Source organism: Bacillus sp. PS95 (assembly GCF_037963565.1).
GTDB lineage: Bacteria > Bacillota > Bacilli > Bacillales > Bacillaceae > Bacillus > Bacillus subtilis.
The window spans coordinates 1283525-1299095 of record NZ_CP150160.1; the positions used below are offsets into that span (position 1 = coordinate 1283525).

The following is a 15571-nucleotide window of genomic DNA, read 5'->3' on the forward strand; positions in this document are numbered from 1 at the left end:
AAATCTCATAGTATTACAAATGTGAAATAAATGTTACTACAATGTTACAAAAACATTTCTAAATAGATACAGTTCCAACTGATGAAGAGTAAATCGAAATGGCTACGAAAGAAGGAGTTTTTGTTGTTGGCAAAAAGAATCAAATGGTTTCATGTATTAATAGCAGTTGTATGTGTGGTGGGCCTTATCGGCTTTTTCCATAATCATTCATTGAAAAAAGAAACGGTCATGAATAAAGTAAGAACTGATTCTCAATATGGGAATGTTGAGATCGCAACGCTTGTGAATGACGGGAAAACTTTTAATTACGCGGTTAACTATCCCGTTTTCAAAAATGAAAAAATGGATTCGGCATTAAAAAGATTCGCAGAAAAAGAGGTTCGTCAATTTCAAAAGGAAACAAAGGACGTTGACCAAGAGCATACGACAAAACGCAACGAATTAAATGTTGATTATAAAATTGTCCATTATGCCAAACAGACAGTGGCGATTGTATTTAATGAATATAAATACATCGGCGGGGCACACGGGCAAACCGTGAAAAAAACGTTTAACTATGATTTTAGTAAACAAGCGTTTCTTTCCATTGATGATATTTTCAAAGAGGACGCTGACTACTTACATAAGCTTTCGTTAATCGCTTATCACGAGCTGAAAAAGAATAAGGACATTGCCGCGGACGATGCACTGTTAAAGGAAGGGACGGCTCCGAAAAAAGAAAATTTCAGCCGCTTTGCCATCAAGGAGGATTATATCGAACTTTACTTTGACACATATCAGGTTGCAGCAGGCTATCTTGGAGAGCAATCGATTGCCATTAAGAAAAGTCTTTTGAAAGACATTCTGAAAGAACAATATATTGATAAAGCAAAAAATAAAAATAAAATCAAAGAACAAAAGCCGAAGCATGAAGTGATTTCTTTACCCAAAGAGGAAACAGTTGATCCAAATCAAAAAGTCATTGCGCTTACTTTCGACGACGGCCCGAATCCTGCGACAACAAATCAGATTCTAGACTCCTTGAAGAAATATAAGGGTCATGCCACGTTTTTTGTTTTGGGGAGCAGAGTTCAATATTATCCGGAAACGCTAATAAGAATGCTGAAAGAAGGAAATGAGGTGGGGAACCATTCATGGAGCCATCCGCTTCTCACAAGGCTTTCAGTGAAAGAAGCGTTAAAGCAGATCAATGATACGCAAGACATCATTGAAAAAATAAGCGGATATCGTCCGACGCTTGTAAGACCCCCATACGGCGGCATTAATGATGAACTGCGGAGTCAAATGAAAATGGATGTTGCGTTATGGGATGTTGACCCGGAAGATTGGAAAGACCGTAACAAAAAAACAATTGTTGACCGTGTCATGAATCAGGCGGGAGATGGAAGAACCATTTTAATTCACGATATTTACCGCACCTCTGCTGATGCGGCCGATGAAATTATAAAAAAGCTCACCGATCAAGGCTATCAATTGGTGACAGTTTCTCAGCTTGAAGAGGTTAAAAAACAAAGAGAAGCGAAATAAATTAAAAAAGGCTGTCCGTACGGACAGCCTTTTTTCTATTTAATAAGAGCCTGTGGTGGCCCAAACATTTAAGTTTGGTCCTGAATACTTGCCAAAAGCGTAAGAAGTCCTTGGATCTAAATCATATACCATCGGTGTATAGCAAGACTTTTGGCCGGCCACCGCTTTTCCATTGCCGCCTGCAGAATCACAATTATATCTTTTTCCGTCTGTGTTCCGGGTAATCTCCGCATTTGCTTCATAGCCAGACGTCAATGTATTATTCATCGTGATTTTTGCCCAAGCCGTTTTACATGTACTGCTGAATTTAAGCTCGACTACTCCGATGACTTGATTGCTGGCATTCACTAAGTTTGAGGATTTTTTTGTAGAGCCGGTGGACGCACAATCATTGTAATAAGGGCTTTTTCCATCGTAGGCATGGGTTTCCGCCTTGGCGGGTGCACCTTTGACGGCAAAAACAAATACTACTGCGAATAACACCAATGAAGCCTTCATAAACAGTCTTTTCAATTTATGACCTCCTTAATATGGCAAACAATAAATCATATGGAGGAACAATCAAAACATGCATGCTTTTTTGTGAACAATAAAGGCGGCCGGGAGGATGGAGTTATTGGCCGCCTTTGGTGTGAGGTTATGCTTTTACATCAATGGTTTGTCCGAGAGTCGGATGCTGAATCATCTTTAAGGTTTGATCGGCATTTTGCTGGGCGGTGTCCAGCATTTTTTTCGTTAAAGCAATATTTACATTCTGGGCAAGGGATGCTTGATGCATCGCAATCGATAAAGCAGGAATATCCATCGTTCCACCTCCTATGCCTTACCTATCGGCGGGTTTGTATGATTTTACAGTGAAAAATGGCTTAATTTCACTTGTTGACCCTTACGCTGCGGCATACCGTATGTTTTTGACAAGGAGGGATCAGGATGAATCTTGTAATGGAAAAGACCTTTGAGCAATACGAAAAGCTGTTTTCAATGGAAGAACAAAAAAGAAAGGATGAATTTCGGTATACGATGATGAGGCCGTTTGAAAAGATGTGGACCGCCATCCATGTTCCGCTGAAAGCGAAGGAGCCAAACGGCTATGATGTGATGATGGCTGCGAAAATGCTTGGCTATTTGGATGTCCGTGATGCTGAAATCGGACAGAAAGCACTGCGAATACTGAAAGAATCACATGTTTCAGAGACAGCGGAATCTGCACTTCGGCAATGCATATTTTTTGCTGAGCGCGAACAGCTGCGGGTGAATGCAAAGGAGATCAAATTCGGCCTTTATATCGCTGATCCAAATAAGCTTCAGCTGCAAAAAGGCTACTGCGGGTTTGGCGGGATACCGGGCTTTATTCATGTATGGATTAATCCGAACCGTTATAACCTGCCAAGGATTCCTTCCATTATTGCTCATGAGTTTCATCATAATGTGCGGTTTTCGTATATAGATTTTCATCATGGCTCTGTAAGTGTCGGGGATTATCTTGTGATTGAAGGATTGGCGGAATCATTCGCCAGAGAGCTGTTTGGTACGGAACGATTGGGCCCTTGGGTAACTCGTTTTGATCATGAGGATTTGCAATATTCCATTGATGTGATTAATGAGGTGTTGGATGTGAAAGGAGTTTCGGAAGTCAGCCGTTATATGTTTGGTGATCCAATTGCTAACGACCAAGGCTTTAAGCCTGCAGGTTTATCGGCTTTTGCGGGTTATGCAGTTGGCTATCATGCCGTTCAGTCATTTATGAATCAACATCATATCACGATAAGCGAGGCCACACGTTTGGATGCGAAGACCATTCTTTCTCAATGCGGGCTGTTTTCTACATGAAAAAAGCGTCACATACAGCGGCGCTTTTTGATTCCCAAAACCAGCAGTTCTATGGCGGCACAGGCGGCAATTCCGATTGTATATGCTTCGATATCGCTCCATAAAAAACCGTACCCCAGTACAAGCCCGCCAAGAGAAGTATCCCTAATCTGGTCGATCCATTCGGCATGATAGAGCTGGCTGAATTCAATGACAAAACAGAAAGAAAGACTGATAATGCCCGTTATCATTGTCTTCAGCTTCCGAAATAGAAATCCGCATCCCGTAAAGATCATGGCGGCCCACAACGAGTCTCCCAGATAAGTATTGAGAGTATCAGGAAGAACACTGGAGAATGCTCTGGATCCAAGCCCCAGCCCAATGATCAGTACGGTGAAAACTGCATATATCCAACGATTTCGCTTCATTGCGAATTGATACCCCGTCTCTTTTTCATCTCCCTGTATTGTAAGGAATATAGCTTTTATTTGTCCACTAAAAAAGCGGCTGAATAGCCGCGTAGGGTGTTTATTTTGCTTTTAGGTTTACATGGTCGGCTGTCTGATCCGTGCCTATTACAAAATGGAGTTCATAGCGGCCTGTATCATATACATAATCGATTTCATCGGTAAACGGGACGGTTAACACCCGATTTGCTGGCCCTAATTGCTTCTGCAGCACTTCCGGCGTAACTCCGCCTAAATTCAGCTGCCGTTCCACACCGGTTCCAAAGTAGCGGATTTCTGAAATTGTCATGTCTTTATGATAGGAAAATCCGTAGCCCGGCTGTCCCATATTCCAGTGATATAAATCAAAGCGATTGTCTCCCCCGACTGGTCTTTCCGGTTCCCCAAACGCAGCGTGGACATCCCCTTTTGTGCTTTTATTAATGGTAAGGCCTTGCGCCTGCTGAGGCATTTCTCCTTTGTAGGCGGTGTTGTAAAGGTTTTTGACGAGCTCAGCGGCTGATTGGTTTGTATTTTCATAGAGTGTATTTGTTTGAGCTGCGGCCTTTGCCGGTGCTGAAAAGGACGCAGCCCCAAAGCCGGTAAAACAGCTTGTTACTGCTGCTGCCGCGGTTATAGCAGACATTGTCTTTTTCATGTTAATCCCTCCTAATTGATCTACCATTCCGTTTCCCGGTGTTAGTGCAATAAAACATGTGAGTGCGCTTTGTATGTTTTATTGAGTTGTTGTAAGGGAACTGAAATAGGTAATTCGGTATATAAAGCAAGAAAGGGGAATGGAGATGCCTGGCAAGAAAAAAATCACAATAAACGGCGTTGAAATGGAAGCGTCCGAGGAACAGACGGTGCTGCAGCTTTTGAATAACAGCTCGATTGAAGTGCCGCAAGTTTGCTATCATCCAAGCTTAGGACCGATTGAGACATGTGATACGTGCATCGTCAGCATCAATGGTGAGCTGAAGAGGTCGTGCTCCGCTGAATTAAAGGATGGGGATATCATTGATACGCTCTCACCTGACGTGAAAAAAGCGCAGGTCATCGGGATGGACAAGATTTTATATAATCATGAGCTTTATTGTACAGTTTGCGATTACAACAATGGGGGATGCGAAATACATAATACGGTGAAGGAAATGAAAATCAATCACCAAAGCATTCCGTTTGATCACAAGCCATACCATAAGGATGAATCCCATCCGTTTTATCGGTATGATCCAGATCAATGTATTTTGTGCGGACGCTGTGTTGAGGCATGCCAGGACGTTCAGGTAACTGAAACGCTGACCATTGACTGGGAGCGGAAACGCCCGCGCGTCATTTGGGATAACGACGTGCCGATCAATGAGTCGTCATGTGTGTCATGCGGCCATTGTTCAACGGTCTGTCCGTGCAACGCGATGATGGAAAAAGGAATGGAAGGGGAAGCAGGATATTTAACAGGCATCAATAACGAAACGCTGCGACCGATGATTGAGATCACGAAAGGCGTAGAGACAGGCTACGGCTCGATTCTCGCCATTTCTGATATGGAATCGGCCATGCGTGATGAACGAATCAAAAAAACGAAAACCGTCTGCACGTATTGCGGCGTTGGCTGCAGCTTTGATGTCTGGACAAAGGGCAGAGACATTCTGAAAGTAGAGCCGCAGGAGGAAGCGCCTGCCAACGGCATTTCTACTTGTGTGAAAGGCAAGTTCGGCTGGGATTTCGTCAACAGCGAAGAACGCCTGACAAAGCCGCTGATCCGGGAAGGCGACCATTTCCGTGAAGCAGAGTGGGAGGAGGCGTTATCGCTGATCGCCAGCAAGTTCACTGAATTAAAAGACGCGTTTGGCCCGGATTCTCTCGCTTTTATTACATCTTCTAAATGTACAAATGAAGAATCCTATCTTATGCAAAAGCTGGCCAGAGGGGTCATTGGCACAAATAATGTGGACAACTGCTCTCGCTATTGCCAATCTCCTGCGACTGCCGGCCTGTTCCGGACAGTCGGCTATGGCGGTGATTCAGGATCAATTACAGATATCGCGCAAGCGGACCTTGTTTTGATTATCGGTTCGAACACGTCTGAGTCGCATCCAGTCTTATCCACTCGCATTAAACGGGCTCATAAGCTAAGAGGGCAGAAAGTGATCGTCGCGGATATCAGAAAACACGAAATGGCAGAACGCTCCGATTTATTTGTCCAGCCGCGTGCCGGATCGGATATCGTCTGGCTGAATGCGATCGCCAAATATTTAATAGAAAACGGCAAGGCCGATGAACGATTTTTGAGAGAAAGAGTGAACGGACGGGATGAATATGTAAAAAGCCTCGCGCCGTACACACTTGAATATGCTGAGGAGAAAACCGGGATTGATCGAGAAACCCTTATCCAAATGGCAGAGATGATCGGGCAAGCTGACAGTGTGTGCGCATTGTGGGCGATGGGCGTGACACAGCACATTGGAGGAAGCGACACGAGCACGGCGATCTCTAACCTGCTGCTTGTGACAGGAAACTACGGAAAACCGGGAGCAGGTTCTTACCCATTGCGCGGTCATAATAACGTGCAGGGAGCAAGTGACTTCGGGAGTATGCCTGACAGAATGCCAGGCTATGAAAAAGTGACGGATGAACAAGTCCGCCAAAAATACGAGCGTGTGTGGGGTGTGCCGCTGCCGAAGGAGCCGGGTATGACCAACCACGAAATGATTGAAAAAATCCATTCCGGACAGTTGAAAGCGATGTATGTAAAAGGTGAAGAAATGGGCCTGGTGGATTCCAATATCAATCATGTACACGCTGCATATGAAAAGCTTGATTTCTTTGTGGTGCAGGACATTTTCCTTTCACGTACAGCGGAGTTTGCTGATGTGGTTCTTCCTGCGAGCCCAAGCCTTGAAAAAGAAGGAACGTTTACAAACACAGAACGCCGGATTCAGCGTTTGTATCAGGTATTTGAACCGCTGGGTGAATCAAAGCCGGATTGGCAGATTATTATGGAGGTTGCCAATAAGCTTGGCGCCGACTGGCTCTATGAGCATCCTGCAGACATTATGGAGGAAGCAGCCAAGCTGTCGCCGATTTATGCCGGTGTCACCTATGAACGTCTTGAGGGCTATAATTCCCTGCAATGGCCTGTAAAAGCTGATGGAAAGGATTCGCCTTTACTCTTTACAGAGCGCTTCCCTTTCCCGGACGGCAAGGCCATTCTCTACCCTGTCCAGTGGACAGAGCCTGAGGAATTCGGTGAGGAATATGATATCCATGTCAACAATGGGCGGCTCTTGGAGCACTTCCACGAAGGGAACCTGACTTACAAATCAAAAGGGATTTCGGAGAAAACACCGGAAGTGTTCTTAGAAATTTCTCCTGAGCTTGCGGCAGAACGAGGGATTCAGGACGGAACCCTCGTCAGACTCACATCGCCTTTCGGAAATGTCAAAGTGAAGTGCCTGATTACTGATCGAGTCAAAGGGAAGGAAGTATATCTGCCAATGAACGATTCAGGGGAAGCGGCGATCAACCTGTTAACGGGCAGCCATGCCGATAAGGATACCGATACGCCTGCTTACAAAGAAACATCGGCCAAGATGGAAATTTTGAAGCACGACGGAATCAGCCCGCTGCCTAAGATCAACCACCGCAACGGCAATCCGCAGCCGCAAATCGGTGTGCAGGTTCAAAAGAAATGGGCGCGGAATGATTATATTTTCCCTGGTGACGCCGTGAAAAGGGGGATTGGGCATAATGGCTAAAGCGATTAAACAAATCCAGAAAATCGAGGTAACCGAGGAGGATCAGCGAAAGCGTGATTTGCGGGAAATTGAAGATGCTCTAGTTGATCACAAAGAAGCGATTCTCGAAACATTGCATATGCTGGGCCATATGAACGAGCGCGGGGTCCTGCCGTTGCTCCGCGGCCTTTTTGGCCAAGGGGATAAAGTTCTTGATATTCTGGTGAAAAAAGCAGATACAGAGGAAACGGCCAACACGCTGAAAAATCTGCTTCTTCTGTTTGGAACACTCGGCATGCTGGACGTGAAGCAGCTGGAGCCTCTCATTTTGAAAGTGAATGCGGGTGTGGCAAGCGCTGTAGAGCAGAAAAACAGCGAAGAAAAGACAGGTTATTTTGATATTATCCGCTCGCTAAAAGACCCGGAAATCAACAAATCAATTACACTGCTCTTTTCCTTTTTAAAAGGAATGGGACAAGATACAAAGGAGCTGGAACGCACGACGCAGCCTCCGGAACACCAAAAACATCATCAGGAACCTCGAGAGAAAAGGGGAATGAATAAGCGAGATTGACCTCCCACCCGAGCGGCTTCAGCCAGCTCGGGTTTTTTGATGAAAAGGTCTAATGGACTAGTAAAAAATATTCAAATACTAGGAAGAAGTAAGATTGTGATGAATGAGATAGAAATAATCGTTACTTTCTTACCTGTTAAGAAAAGGAAAAATCTGATTATAATAGAAATCGATTACTTTAGATGGGGGAACAATCATGAAAAAAGTCTTATTACTATTATTTGTCTTGACGATCGGGTTAGCGCTTTCTGCGTGCAGCCAATCGAGCGATGCGTCAGAGAAGGAAAAACCGAAAGAGAAAAAATCGCAAGAAGAGCTTGAAAAGGAACTTGATAAGGAATTGAAAAAAGGCGGTGAGCCGAAGACCAAAAAAGATGATCAAATACATAAAATAGGAGAAACATTTAAAGCAGGACATACGAATTTTACAGTGAATAAAGTTGATAGAGTGCAAAAAGGTGAATATATGAATGTTGGCGGAGCTGTAAATGAGGAGACAAAAACAATAAAAGATGATGAGGAACGGCTTATTATAGAAGTTACGATGGAAAATATAGGGGAAGATTCAATAAGCTACAATTTTATCGGGTTTGATTTAAGAGATAAGAATGATCAATCAGTGCGGCCTGTTTTTTCTATAGAAGAGAAGGGCAGAATCCTTATGGGAGGAACACTAGTATCGGGGAAAAAGGTTACAGGTGTACTCAGTTATGTCATCCCTAAAGGAGAACAGAAACATTACACACTGGTATATAATCCGTTTTTAGCTGATACAAATAGCAGTAATACAGAAGAGAGAGTAAAGGACGATATTGATTACTTGGTGAAGTTAGATTAGAAGCTAATTTACAGTTGCACGTTTTTCATCTGTGGAAAACGTGCATTTTTTATAGCGAAACTTGACTTGAAAGGATGAGTGATAAAAGTGCAAACCAAATGGCTGGAACGGGCACAGCGGATTCGGGCGATCGCCCAAGCGGGGCTTGCTTTTTCCAAGGATGTGTACGACAGGGAGAGGTACGAAGAGCTAATGAAGCTTAGCGCGGAAATGATGGCGGATTACTCGGAGAAGGACATTGAACTTATCACTGATTTATGGCAAGGCGAGAAGGGCTATCCGACACCGAAAGCGGATGTTCGCGGCGCAGTATTCCGAGAGAATCAGATTTTGCTTGTCCGGGAGAAGCATGAAGAGCTGTGGTCGCTGCCGGGTGGATTTTGCGAGATTGGTTTATCGCCAGCTGAAAACGTCGTCAAGGAAATCAAAGAAGAGTCGGGGTACGATACAGAGCCGTCTCGATTGCTGGCCGTGCTAGACAGCCATAAACACTCTCATCCCCCTCAGCCTTATCACTATTATAAAATCTTCATCGCATGCAGCATGACGGGCGGGCAGGGGGAAACAGGGGTCGAGACGAATCATGCCGCTTTTTTTCCGGAAGACAGACTCCCGCCGCTCTCTCCTAAACGAAACACACCCTCACAGCTTAGCATGCTGTTTGACTTTTTGCGCCATCCGGACAAGAAAACGATATTTGACTAAAAAAGAAAGAGCCTATGGGCTCTTTCTTTTTTAAAATGTAATGTGTTTCTCGTTGGCGAGTTTCAGAAGGGTCAAAATAGAATCGGCTTGTTTATGGCCGAGTTTTTGCTTTAATTTGTTTTCTTCAACTAATCGGCTGCCATAAATTTTGACAGAGGCTTTGTCGACGACAGTATGCCAGTTTTCCTGTTTTTTTCCCTCAACAAGCGGTTTTTCATGTCTCTCAGAAAAAGAGAACACAAAGAGTACGAATGCAAGTGAAAGTAGGATTCCGACAACTTGTTTTTTGTAATCAGTCTGTGCTGCCACGTTGTTCTCTCCTTCACCTTTTACCTTCTATTTAATCATAGAACCAAATTATTTTACATAATGGGAAAGTCATTTTTGGAGTTAGTGCATTTGGTTGAAAACAGTGACGTTTTTTGAGCGGAGCGGTGCAATTGAATCCATATTGGATTTGCGTGCTTATGCCTAAGGTCACGTTGTGAGCCAAAACAGCAGTGCAGAATAGAAAAAAATTGAAAGATTATGGTAAGATGAACGAAATTCGAGGGGGAATATATGATGCCTGCATCGAACATCGTGATCGCCTGCCTGCTGTTATCAATTTAATTATTTGTGGTAGTCCCTCTCTTTTTCGAAAGCGGGAGGTGAAGTGGAACATTCATTGCTGAATTTTTTCAAGGGAGTGACCATAATGAGTGTGTTAAACCGCCGGCAAGCCTTGCAGCGAGCGCTGCTCAATGGGAAAAACAAACAGGATGCGTATCATCCGTTTCCATGGTACGAATCGATGAGAAAGGATGCGCCTGTTTCCTTTGATGAAGAAAACCAAGTGTGGAGCGTTTTTCTTTATGATGATGTCAAAAAAGTTGTTGGGGATAAAGAGCTGTTTTCCAGTTACATGCCGCAGCAGACAAGCTCTATTGGAAATTCCATCATTAACATGGACCCGCCGAAGCATACAAAAATCCGTTCAGTCGTGAATAAAGCCTTTACTCCGCGCGTGATGAAGCAATGGGAACCGAGAATTCAAGAAATCACAGATGAACTGATTCAAAAATTTCAGGGGCGCAGTGAGTTTGACCTTGTTCACGATTTTTCATACCCGCTTCCGGTTATTGTGATATCTGAGCTACTGGGAGTGCCTTCAGCGCATATGGATCAGTTTAAAGCATGGTCTGATCTTCTGGTCAGTACACCGAGGGATAAAAGTGAAGAAGCTGAAAAAGCCTTTTTGGAAGAACGAGATAAGTGTGAGGAAGAACTGGCTGCGTTTTTTGCCGGCATCATAGAAGAAAAGCGAAACAAACCGGCGCAGGATATTATTTCTATTTTAGTGGAAGCGGAAGAAACAGGCGAGAAGCTGTCCGGTGAAGAGCTGATTCCGTTTTGCACGCTGCTGCTGGTGGCCGGAAATGAAACCACTACAAACCTGATTTCAAATGCGATGTACAGCATATTAGAAACGCCAGGCGTTTATGAGGAACTGCGCAGCCATCCTGAACTGATGCCTCAGGCAGTGGAGGAAGCCCTGCGTTTCAGAGCGCCCGCCCCGGTTTTGAGGCGCATTGCCAAGCGGGATACGGAGATCGGTGGGCATCTGATGAAAGAAGGTGATATGGTTTTGGCGTTTGTGGCATCGGCAAATCGTGATGAAGCGAAGTTTGACAGGCCGCACATGTTTGATATCCGCCGCCATCCTAATCCGCATATTGCGTTTGGCCACGGCATCCATTTTTGCCTTGGGGCCCCGCTTGCCCGTCTTGAAGCAAATATCGCGTTAACGTCTTTGATTTCTGCTATTCCTCATATGGAGTACGTCAGTATCACTCCGATTGAAAACAGTGTGATATACGGATTAAAGAGCTTCCGTGTAAAAATGTAATAGATAAGGAGACTGGAGATTCATGAAAAAGTACCATATTTCGATGATCAATATCCCGGCGTACGGACATGTCAATCCTACGCTTGCTTTAGTAGAGAAGCTTTGTGAGAAAGGGCACCGTGTCACGTACGCGACGACTGAGGAGTTTGCGCCCGCTGTTCAGCAAGCCGGTGGAGAAGCATTGCTCTATCATACATCCTTGAATATTGATCCTAAGCAAATCAGGGAGATGATGGAAAAGAATGACGCGCCCCTCAGTCTTTTGAAAGAATCACTCAGCATTCTGCCCCAGCTTGAGGAGTTATATAAGGATGATCAGCCTGATCTGATCATCTATGACTTTGTTGCGCTGGCTGGTAAATTGTTTGCTGACAAGCTTAATGTTCCGGTCATTAAGCTCTGTTCGTCATATGCCCAAAATGAATCCTTTCAGTTAGGAAATGAAGACATGCTGAAAAAAATAAGAGAAGCAGAGGCTGAATTTAAAGCCTACTTGGAGCAAGAGAAGTTGCCGGCTGTTTCATTTGAACAGTTAGCTGTGCCGGAAGCATTAAATATTGTCTTTATGCCGAAGTCTTTTCAGATTCAGCATGAGACGTTCGATGACCGTTTCTGTTTTGTCGGCCCCTCTCTCGGAGAACGGAAGGAACAAGAAAGCCTGTCGATTGAAAAGGGAGATCGACCAGTTATGCTGATTTCATTGGGAACAGCGTTTAACGCATGGCCGGAATTTTACAGAATGTGTATCGAAGCATTTAGGGGTTCTTCATGGCAGGTGATCATGTCGGTCGGAAAATCGATTGATCCTGAAAGTTTGGAGGATATTCCTGCTCACTTTACCATTCGCCAAAGCGTGCCCCAGCTTGAGGTGTTAGAGAAAGCTGATTTGTTCATCTCGCATGGCGGCATGAACAGTACGATGGAAGCAATGAATGCCGGTGTGCCGCTTGTCGTCATTCCGCAAATGTATGAGCAAGAGCTCACTGCAAATCGGGTTGATGAATTAGGCCTTGGCGTTTATTTGCCGAAAGAGGAAGTGACTGTTTCCAGCCTGCAGGAAGCGGTTCAGGCTGTATCCAGTGATCAAGAGCTGCTCAGCCGCGTCAAGAATATGCAAAAGGATGTAAAAGAAGCTGGCGGAGCGGAGCGTGCGGCAGCTGAGATTGAAGCGTTTATGAAAAAATCCGCTGTCCCGCAGTAAAAACATAAAAACCGAAATCAATTTGATTTCGGTTTTCTGTTTAAATATTTTTTTTCATCCCGCATCTCCGGCATTCTCTAAGAAATTTTCCGCCTTTTACAGAGCTTTTGAACAGTGTGTAATCACAGTTGTCGCAGCGCCCGCTGCGGGCGTCCGGATATTCATTGAATTCGTAAACGATCGATGTATCGTAGCCTTTTGTTTCATATTCTTCTTTTTTTGTTTCCATGTCGTCCCTCCGTTACAAGACGTGTCTGCTGTTTATCTTACAGCAAGCTTCCGGCGTATTCAATGGATTTTAGAGGTTTGGGTTTATCTTGATTTCTCCCTTGGTTTGCGCCAAAATAGCTTTAATAAGCTTGTATACATAAAAAACCTATGCAAAGAGGAGAGGAAACGGGTATGGGAAAAGGGTTACTTGGAAAACGTGTGGCAATCGGTGGCTCACGAAAAACGGAAGAAATCAGTACAATCATTGAAAAACAGGGCGGAATACCTGTCATCCGGCCTCTCCAAGGTACAGTTTACTTAGCAGAGAAGCAGGTGGAGCCGGATTTGCGGACGTTTGCGGAAGAAAAAGCTGACTGGGTCATTTTCACGACAGGCATCGGGTTGGAGACTCTTGTCGATATGGCAGAGAAAATTGGACTGAAAGATGAGTTTCTGCAGGCCATTCGCCAAGCGAAAGCGGCATGCCGGGGATACAAAACGCTGTCTGCGTTGAAAAAGCTTGGGATCACACCGGAAGCTTCGGATGAAGACGGGACAACAAGAGGCTTAATCCGTTCTTTGGAGCCTCACGACTTTTCAGGAAAAACAGTCATGGTGCAGCTTCATGGCGAAAAAGCGCCGGCTCTCATGGCATTTCTTGAAGAAAAAGGCGCGTCTGTCCTGCCGATTCTGCCTTATCAGCACATCCCGCCGGAGGAGGAAACGGTGGAGCGGTTATGCCGAGAGCTGATGAACGATGAGATCGATGCCGTTTGTTTTACAACGGCCATTCAGGTTCGTTCCCTGTTTGATTTTGCTAAGGGGCGAGGTTATATCAATGAAGTGAAGAAGGTATTCGAAGAACGCGCCATCGCAGCTGCTGTCGGAAAAGTGACTGCTGAAGCACTGCGGGAAGAGGGCATTACGAGACTGCTTGCGCCAGAGATTGAGCGGATGGGTGCAATGATTGTTGAGCTGGCCAAGTATTATGAAGAAAAGGAATAACAAGTACAAAAAGCCGCTTTTCCCTCGGAAAGCGGCTTTTGTCTGTCATTCATTCTGCTTCAGCTGCTGATGAACGGTGAATAATGATGGGTATGTCAGCACGCTTAAGATTACACAAGTCAGCGCGGCTGAGGCCATCGTTGTAAACACGATTAAGAGTTGAAAGCGTACTGCCTGAATCGGGTCCGCGCCGGCTAGAATCTGGCCAGTCATCATGCCGGGAAGCTGGACAAGACCCAGTGTTTTCTGGCTTTCGAGCGTCGGGATCATACTCATTTTCATCGCTGAGGTAAGAATGCGCTGTATGGATTGCTTCGGTGTGCCGCCAAGTGACAATATTAATTGAATTTCTTCTTTGCGAACGCCGGCTTCTGAGTTAAGCCGGTTTAGAAACAAACTTGAGAGCACCATCGAATTTCCGATGACCATCCCGCTGATCGGAATGACATATCGTGCCGTAAGCGGAATGATATGAAGAGACAGCAGAATTCCCTGCGTCACAATTTCTACGATTGCTAACGCGGCAAACACCCTCCAAAACGAACCGATAGTATTTTTCTTTCGCTTGATGACATTTTGCGCCGCCACTGCGAGCATTAACAGCACCATCAGCAGGATAAAAACAGGGTGGTCTCCGCGAAAAATCAGCGACAAAACATAACCGATGATAAGCAGCTGCACCGCGGCCCGGATGGTGGCGATGATCATGTCTTTTTCTACACCGGCTTTAAAGGATTTTGATAAAAACAAGGCGATCAAAACAAAGATCATCGTTAAAGAGAGAGAAAGGTAATCCATTACCGAGTGCCTCCCTTCAAAAATTCTTTCGCTGCTTCATGCTGCGGAGCGGAGAAAAATGTGTCGGTTTCAGCGATTTCAAGCAACCGGCCATCTGCCATAAACCAAATGGTATCGGCTATTCGTTTTGCCTGCTCTATATTATGAGTGACCCACATGACTGTCCATTTTTTCTCTTGATGCTGACGTTTGATCAGTTCTTCAATCTCAAGAGCAGAAACCGGGTCCAAGGCCGATGTGATTTCGTCCAACAATAGAATGGAGGAAGGATTTGAGAGCGTTCTGGCCAGTGACAGTCTTTGCCGCTGCCCGCCCGATAAGTCTCTGGCGCTTCTGTCTAACAGCTCTGGCGGCAGCCCTGCAAGAGAAGCCAGCTTTTCAGGAGAGTACAGCTGGGATTGATGCAGCCTTTGTACAAGACTTAAATTGTCACGCACTGTCCCGTCGAGCACGGGAGCCGATTGAAACGCGAGGGCTGCCGTTCGCCTCAGCTCATTGACATTCCATTCTCTGACTTCCTTTCCATATATGTTGACTTCGCCGCTGTCAGGCGTTCTCATTAAATTACACATAGAAAGGAGGGTGCTTTTGCCTGAGCCGGAAGGGCCTAAAACGGCTACGATTGCGCCCTGTTGAATGTCTCCGGTGACATCCTGCAGCACATCATAGGTTTGTCCATCTTGTTTATAGCTTTTTCTGACTGATCTGAAGGAGATGGCTGGTATGTTTTGTGTTTGATCGTTTGCTTCCATTACAATAATCACCTTTCAATATAAGTAGGCTGACATTATATTTAACTATAACGTGAAACAGATTCCTTTTGGTAGCAC

At 45.0% G+C, this 15571-nt stretch carries 17 protein-coding genes; 9 read left to right on the forward strand and 8 right to left on the reverse strand.

Features of this window, described 5'->3' with window-relative positions; genetic code table 11:
- The first annotated feature begins 123 nt into the window (after positions 1-123).
- On the forward strand, positions 124-1527 hold the full coding sequence (gene pdaC, locus NSQ12_RS06835) for a peptidoglycan-N-acetylmuramic acid deacetylase PdaC (RefSeq protein ID WP_003245023.1): 1404 nt from the start codon (positions 124-126) through the stop codon (positions 1525-1527).
- A gap of 39 nt (positions 1528-1566) precedes the next feature.
- Here pdaC and NSQ12_RS06840 read toward each other — a convergent pair whose 3' ends face one another.
- Both NSQ12_RS06840 and NSQ12_RS06845 read right to left on the reverse strand, forming a co-directional pair.
- Positions 1567-2040, reverse strand: coding sequence for a YjfA family protein (locus NSQ12_RS06840; RefSeq protein WP_213414422.1), 474 nt, complete (start codon positions 2038-2040; stop codon positions 1567-1569).
- 124 nt (positions 2041-2164) lie between these two features.
- Positions 2165-2332 (reverse strand): YjfB family protein, encoded by a 168-nt coding sequence (locus NSQ12_RS06845; protein ID WP_339176313.1) that lies wholly within the window; start codon positions 2330-2332, stop codon positions 2165-2167.
- A 125-nt stretch (positions 2333-2457) separates the two neighbouring features.
- On the opposite strand from NSQ12_RS06845, the gene NSQ12_RS06850 reads away from it, so the two are divergent.
- Positions 2458-3357 (forward strand): DUF2268 domain-containing protein, encoded by a 900-nt coding sequence (locus NSQ12_RS06850; RefSeq protein WP_339176315.1) that lies wholly within the window; start codon positions 2458-2460, stop codon positions 3355-3357.
- 8 nt (positions 3358-3365) lie between these two features.
- Here NSQ12_RS06850 and NSQ12_RS06855 read toward each other — a convergent pair whose 3' ends face one another.
- Both NSQ12_RS06855 and NSQ12_RS06860 read right to left on the reverse strand, forming a co-directional pair.
- Entirely contained in the window at positions 3366-3764 is a 399-nt protein-coding gene (locus NSQ12_RS06855; protein WP_017697549.1) for a DUF2809 domain-containing protein, read from the reverse strand.
- A gap of 100 nt (positions 3765-3864) precedes the next feature.
- Positions 3865-4440: a YjgB family protein gene (locus NSQ12_RS06860; RefSeq protein ID WP_029317646.1), complete on the reverse strand. Its 576-nt coding sequence runs from the start codon at positions 4438-4440 to the stop codon at positions 3865-3867.
- A gap of 145 nt (positions 4441-4585) precedes the next feature.
- On the opposite strand from NSQ12_RS06860, the gene fdhF reads away from it, so the two are divergent.
- The 4 genes from fdhF to NSQ12_RS06880 all read left to right on the forward strand — a co-directional run bounded on the left by fdhF (position 4586) and on the right by NSQ12_RS06880 (position 9639).
- Positions 4586-7543: a formate dehydrogenase subunit alpha gene (gene fdhF / locus NSQ12_RS06865; RefSeq protein ID WP_339176317.1), complete on the forward strand. Its 2958-nt coding sequence runs from the start codon at positions 4586-4588 to the stop codon at positions 7541-7543.
- Entirely contained in the window at positions 7536-8096 is a 561-nt protein-coding gene (locus NSQ12_RS06870; RefSeq protein ID WP_015715709.1) for a DUF1641 domain-containing protein, read from the forward strand. Before fdhF ends, NSQ12_RS06870 begins: the two co-directional genes overlap by 8 nt.
- Before the next feature lie 196 nt (positions 8097-8292).
- Positions 8293-8934, forward strand: a complete 642-nt coding sequence (locus NSQ12_RS06875) for a DUF4352 domain-containing protein (RefSeq protein WP_003244850.1) — start codon at positions 8293-8295, stop codon at positions 8932-8934.
- Positions 8935-9012: 78 nt separating this feature from the next.
- On the forward strand, positions 9013-9639 hold the full coding sequence (locus NSQ12_RS06880; RefSeq protein ID WP_339176320.1) for an NUDIX hydrolase: 627 nt from the start codon (positions 9013-9015) through the stop codon (positions 9637-9639).
- 30 nt (positions 9640-9669) lie between these two features.
- Here NSQ12_RS06880 and NSQ12_RS06885 read toward each other — a convergent pair whose 3' ends face one another.
- Complete coding sequence (locus NSQ12_RS06885; RefSeq protein WP_064671266.1) at positions 9670-9948, reverse strand: hypothetical protein; 279 nt, start codon at positions 9946-9948, stop codon at positions 9670-9672.
- Between the two features lie 388 nt (positions 9949-10336).
- Between NSQ12_RS06885 and yjiB the strand changes: the two genes are divergently transcribed.
- Both yjiB and NSQ12_RS06895 read left to right on the forward strand, forming a co-directional pair.
- Positions 10337-11527 (forward strand): monooxygenase YjiB, encoded by a 1191-nt coding sequence (yjiB, locus tag NSQ12_RS06890; RefSeq protein WP_124048326.1) that lies wholly within the window; start codon positions 10337-10339, stop codon positions 11525-11527.
- A 22-nt stretch (positions 11528-11549) separates the two neighbouring features.
- Positions 11550-12728 carry a glycosyltransferase gene (locus NSQ12_RS06895; protein ID WP_339176323.1) on the forward strand — a complete coding sequence of 393 codons (1179 nt, stop codon included), beginning with the start codon at positions 11550-11552 and terminating at the stop codon, positions 12726-12728.
- A gap of 40 nt (positions 12729-12768) precedes the next feature.
- Here the strand turns inward: NSQ12_RS06895 and NSQ12_RS06900 are convergent, their stop codons facing one another.
- Complete coding sequence (locus NSQ12_RS06900; protein ID WP_003232781.1) at positions 12769-12957, reverse strand: hypothetical protein; 189 nt, start codon at positions 12955-12957, stop codon at positions 12769-12771.
- 173 nt (positions 12958-13130) lie between these two features.
- Between NSQ12_RS06900 and NSQ12_RS06905 the strand changes: the two genes are divergently transcribed.
- Positions 13131-13943 carry a uroporphyrinogen-III synthase gene (locus NSQ12_RS06905; RefSeq protein ID WP_015715713.1) on the forward strand — a complete coding sequence of 271 codons (813 nt, stop codon included), beginning with the start codon at positions 13131-13133 and terminating at the stop codon, positions 13941-13943.
- Between the two features lie 45 nt (positions 13944-13988).
- On the opposite strand, the gene fetB is transcribed toward NSQ12_RS06905, so the two are convergent.
- Both fetB and NSQ12_RS06915 read right to left on the reverse strand, forming a co-directional pair.
- Positions 13989-14741: an iron export ABC transporter permease subunit FetB gene (gene fetB / locus NSQ12_RS06910; protein ID WP_029726247.1), complete on the reverse strand. Its 753-nt coding sequence runs from the start codon at positions 14739-14741 to the stop codon at positions 13989-13991.
- Positions 14741-15493 carry an ATP-binding cassette domain-containing protein gene (locus NSQ12_RS06915; protein ID WP_128441550.1) on the reverse strand — a complete coding sequence of 251 codons (753 nt, stop codon included), beginning with the start codon at positions 15491-15493 and terminating at the stop codon, positions 14741-14743. The genes fetB and NSQ12_RS06915 overlap by 1 nt, the downstream gene beginning before the upstream one ends.
- Positions 15494-15571 lie beyond the last annotated feature (78 nt).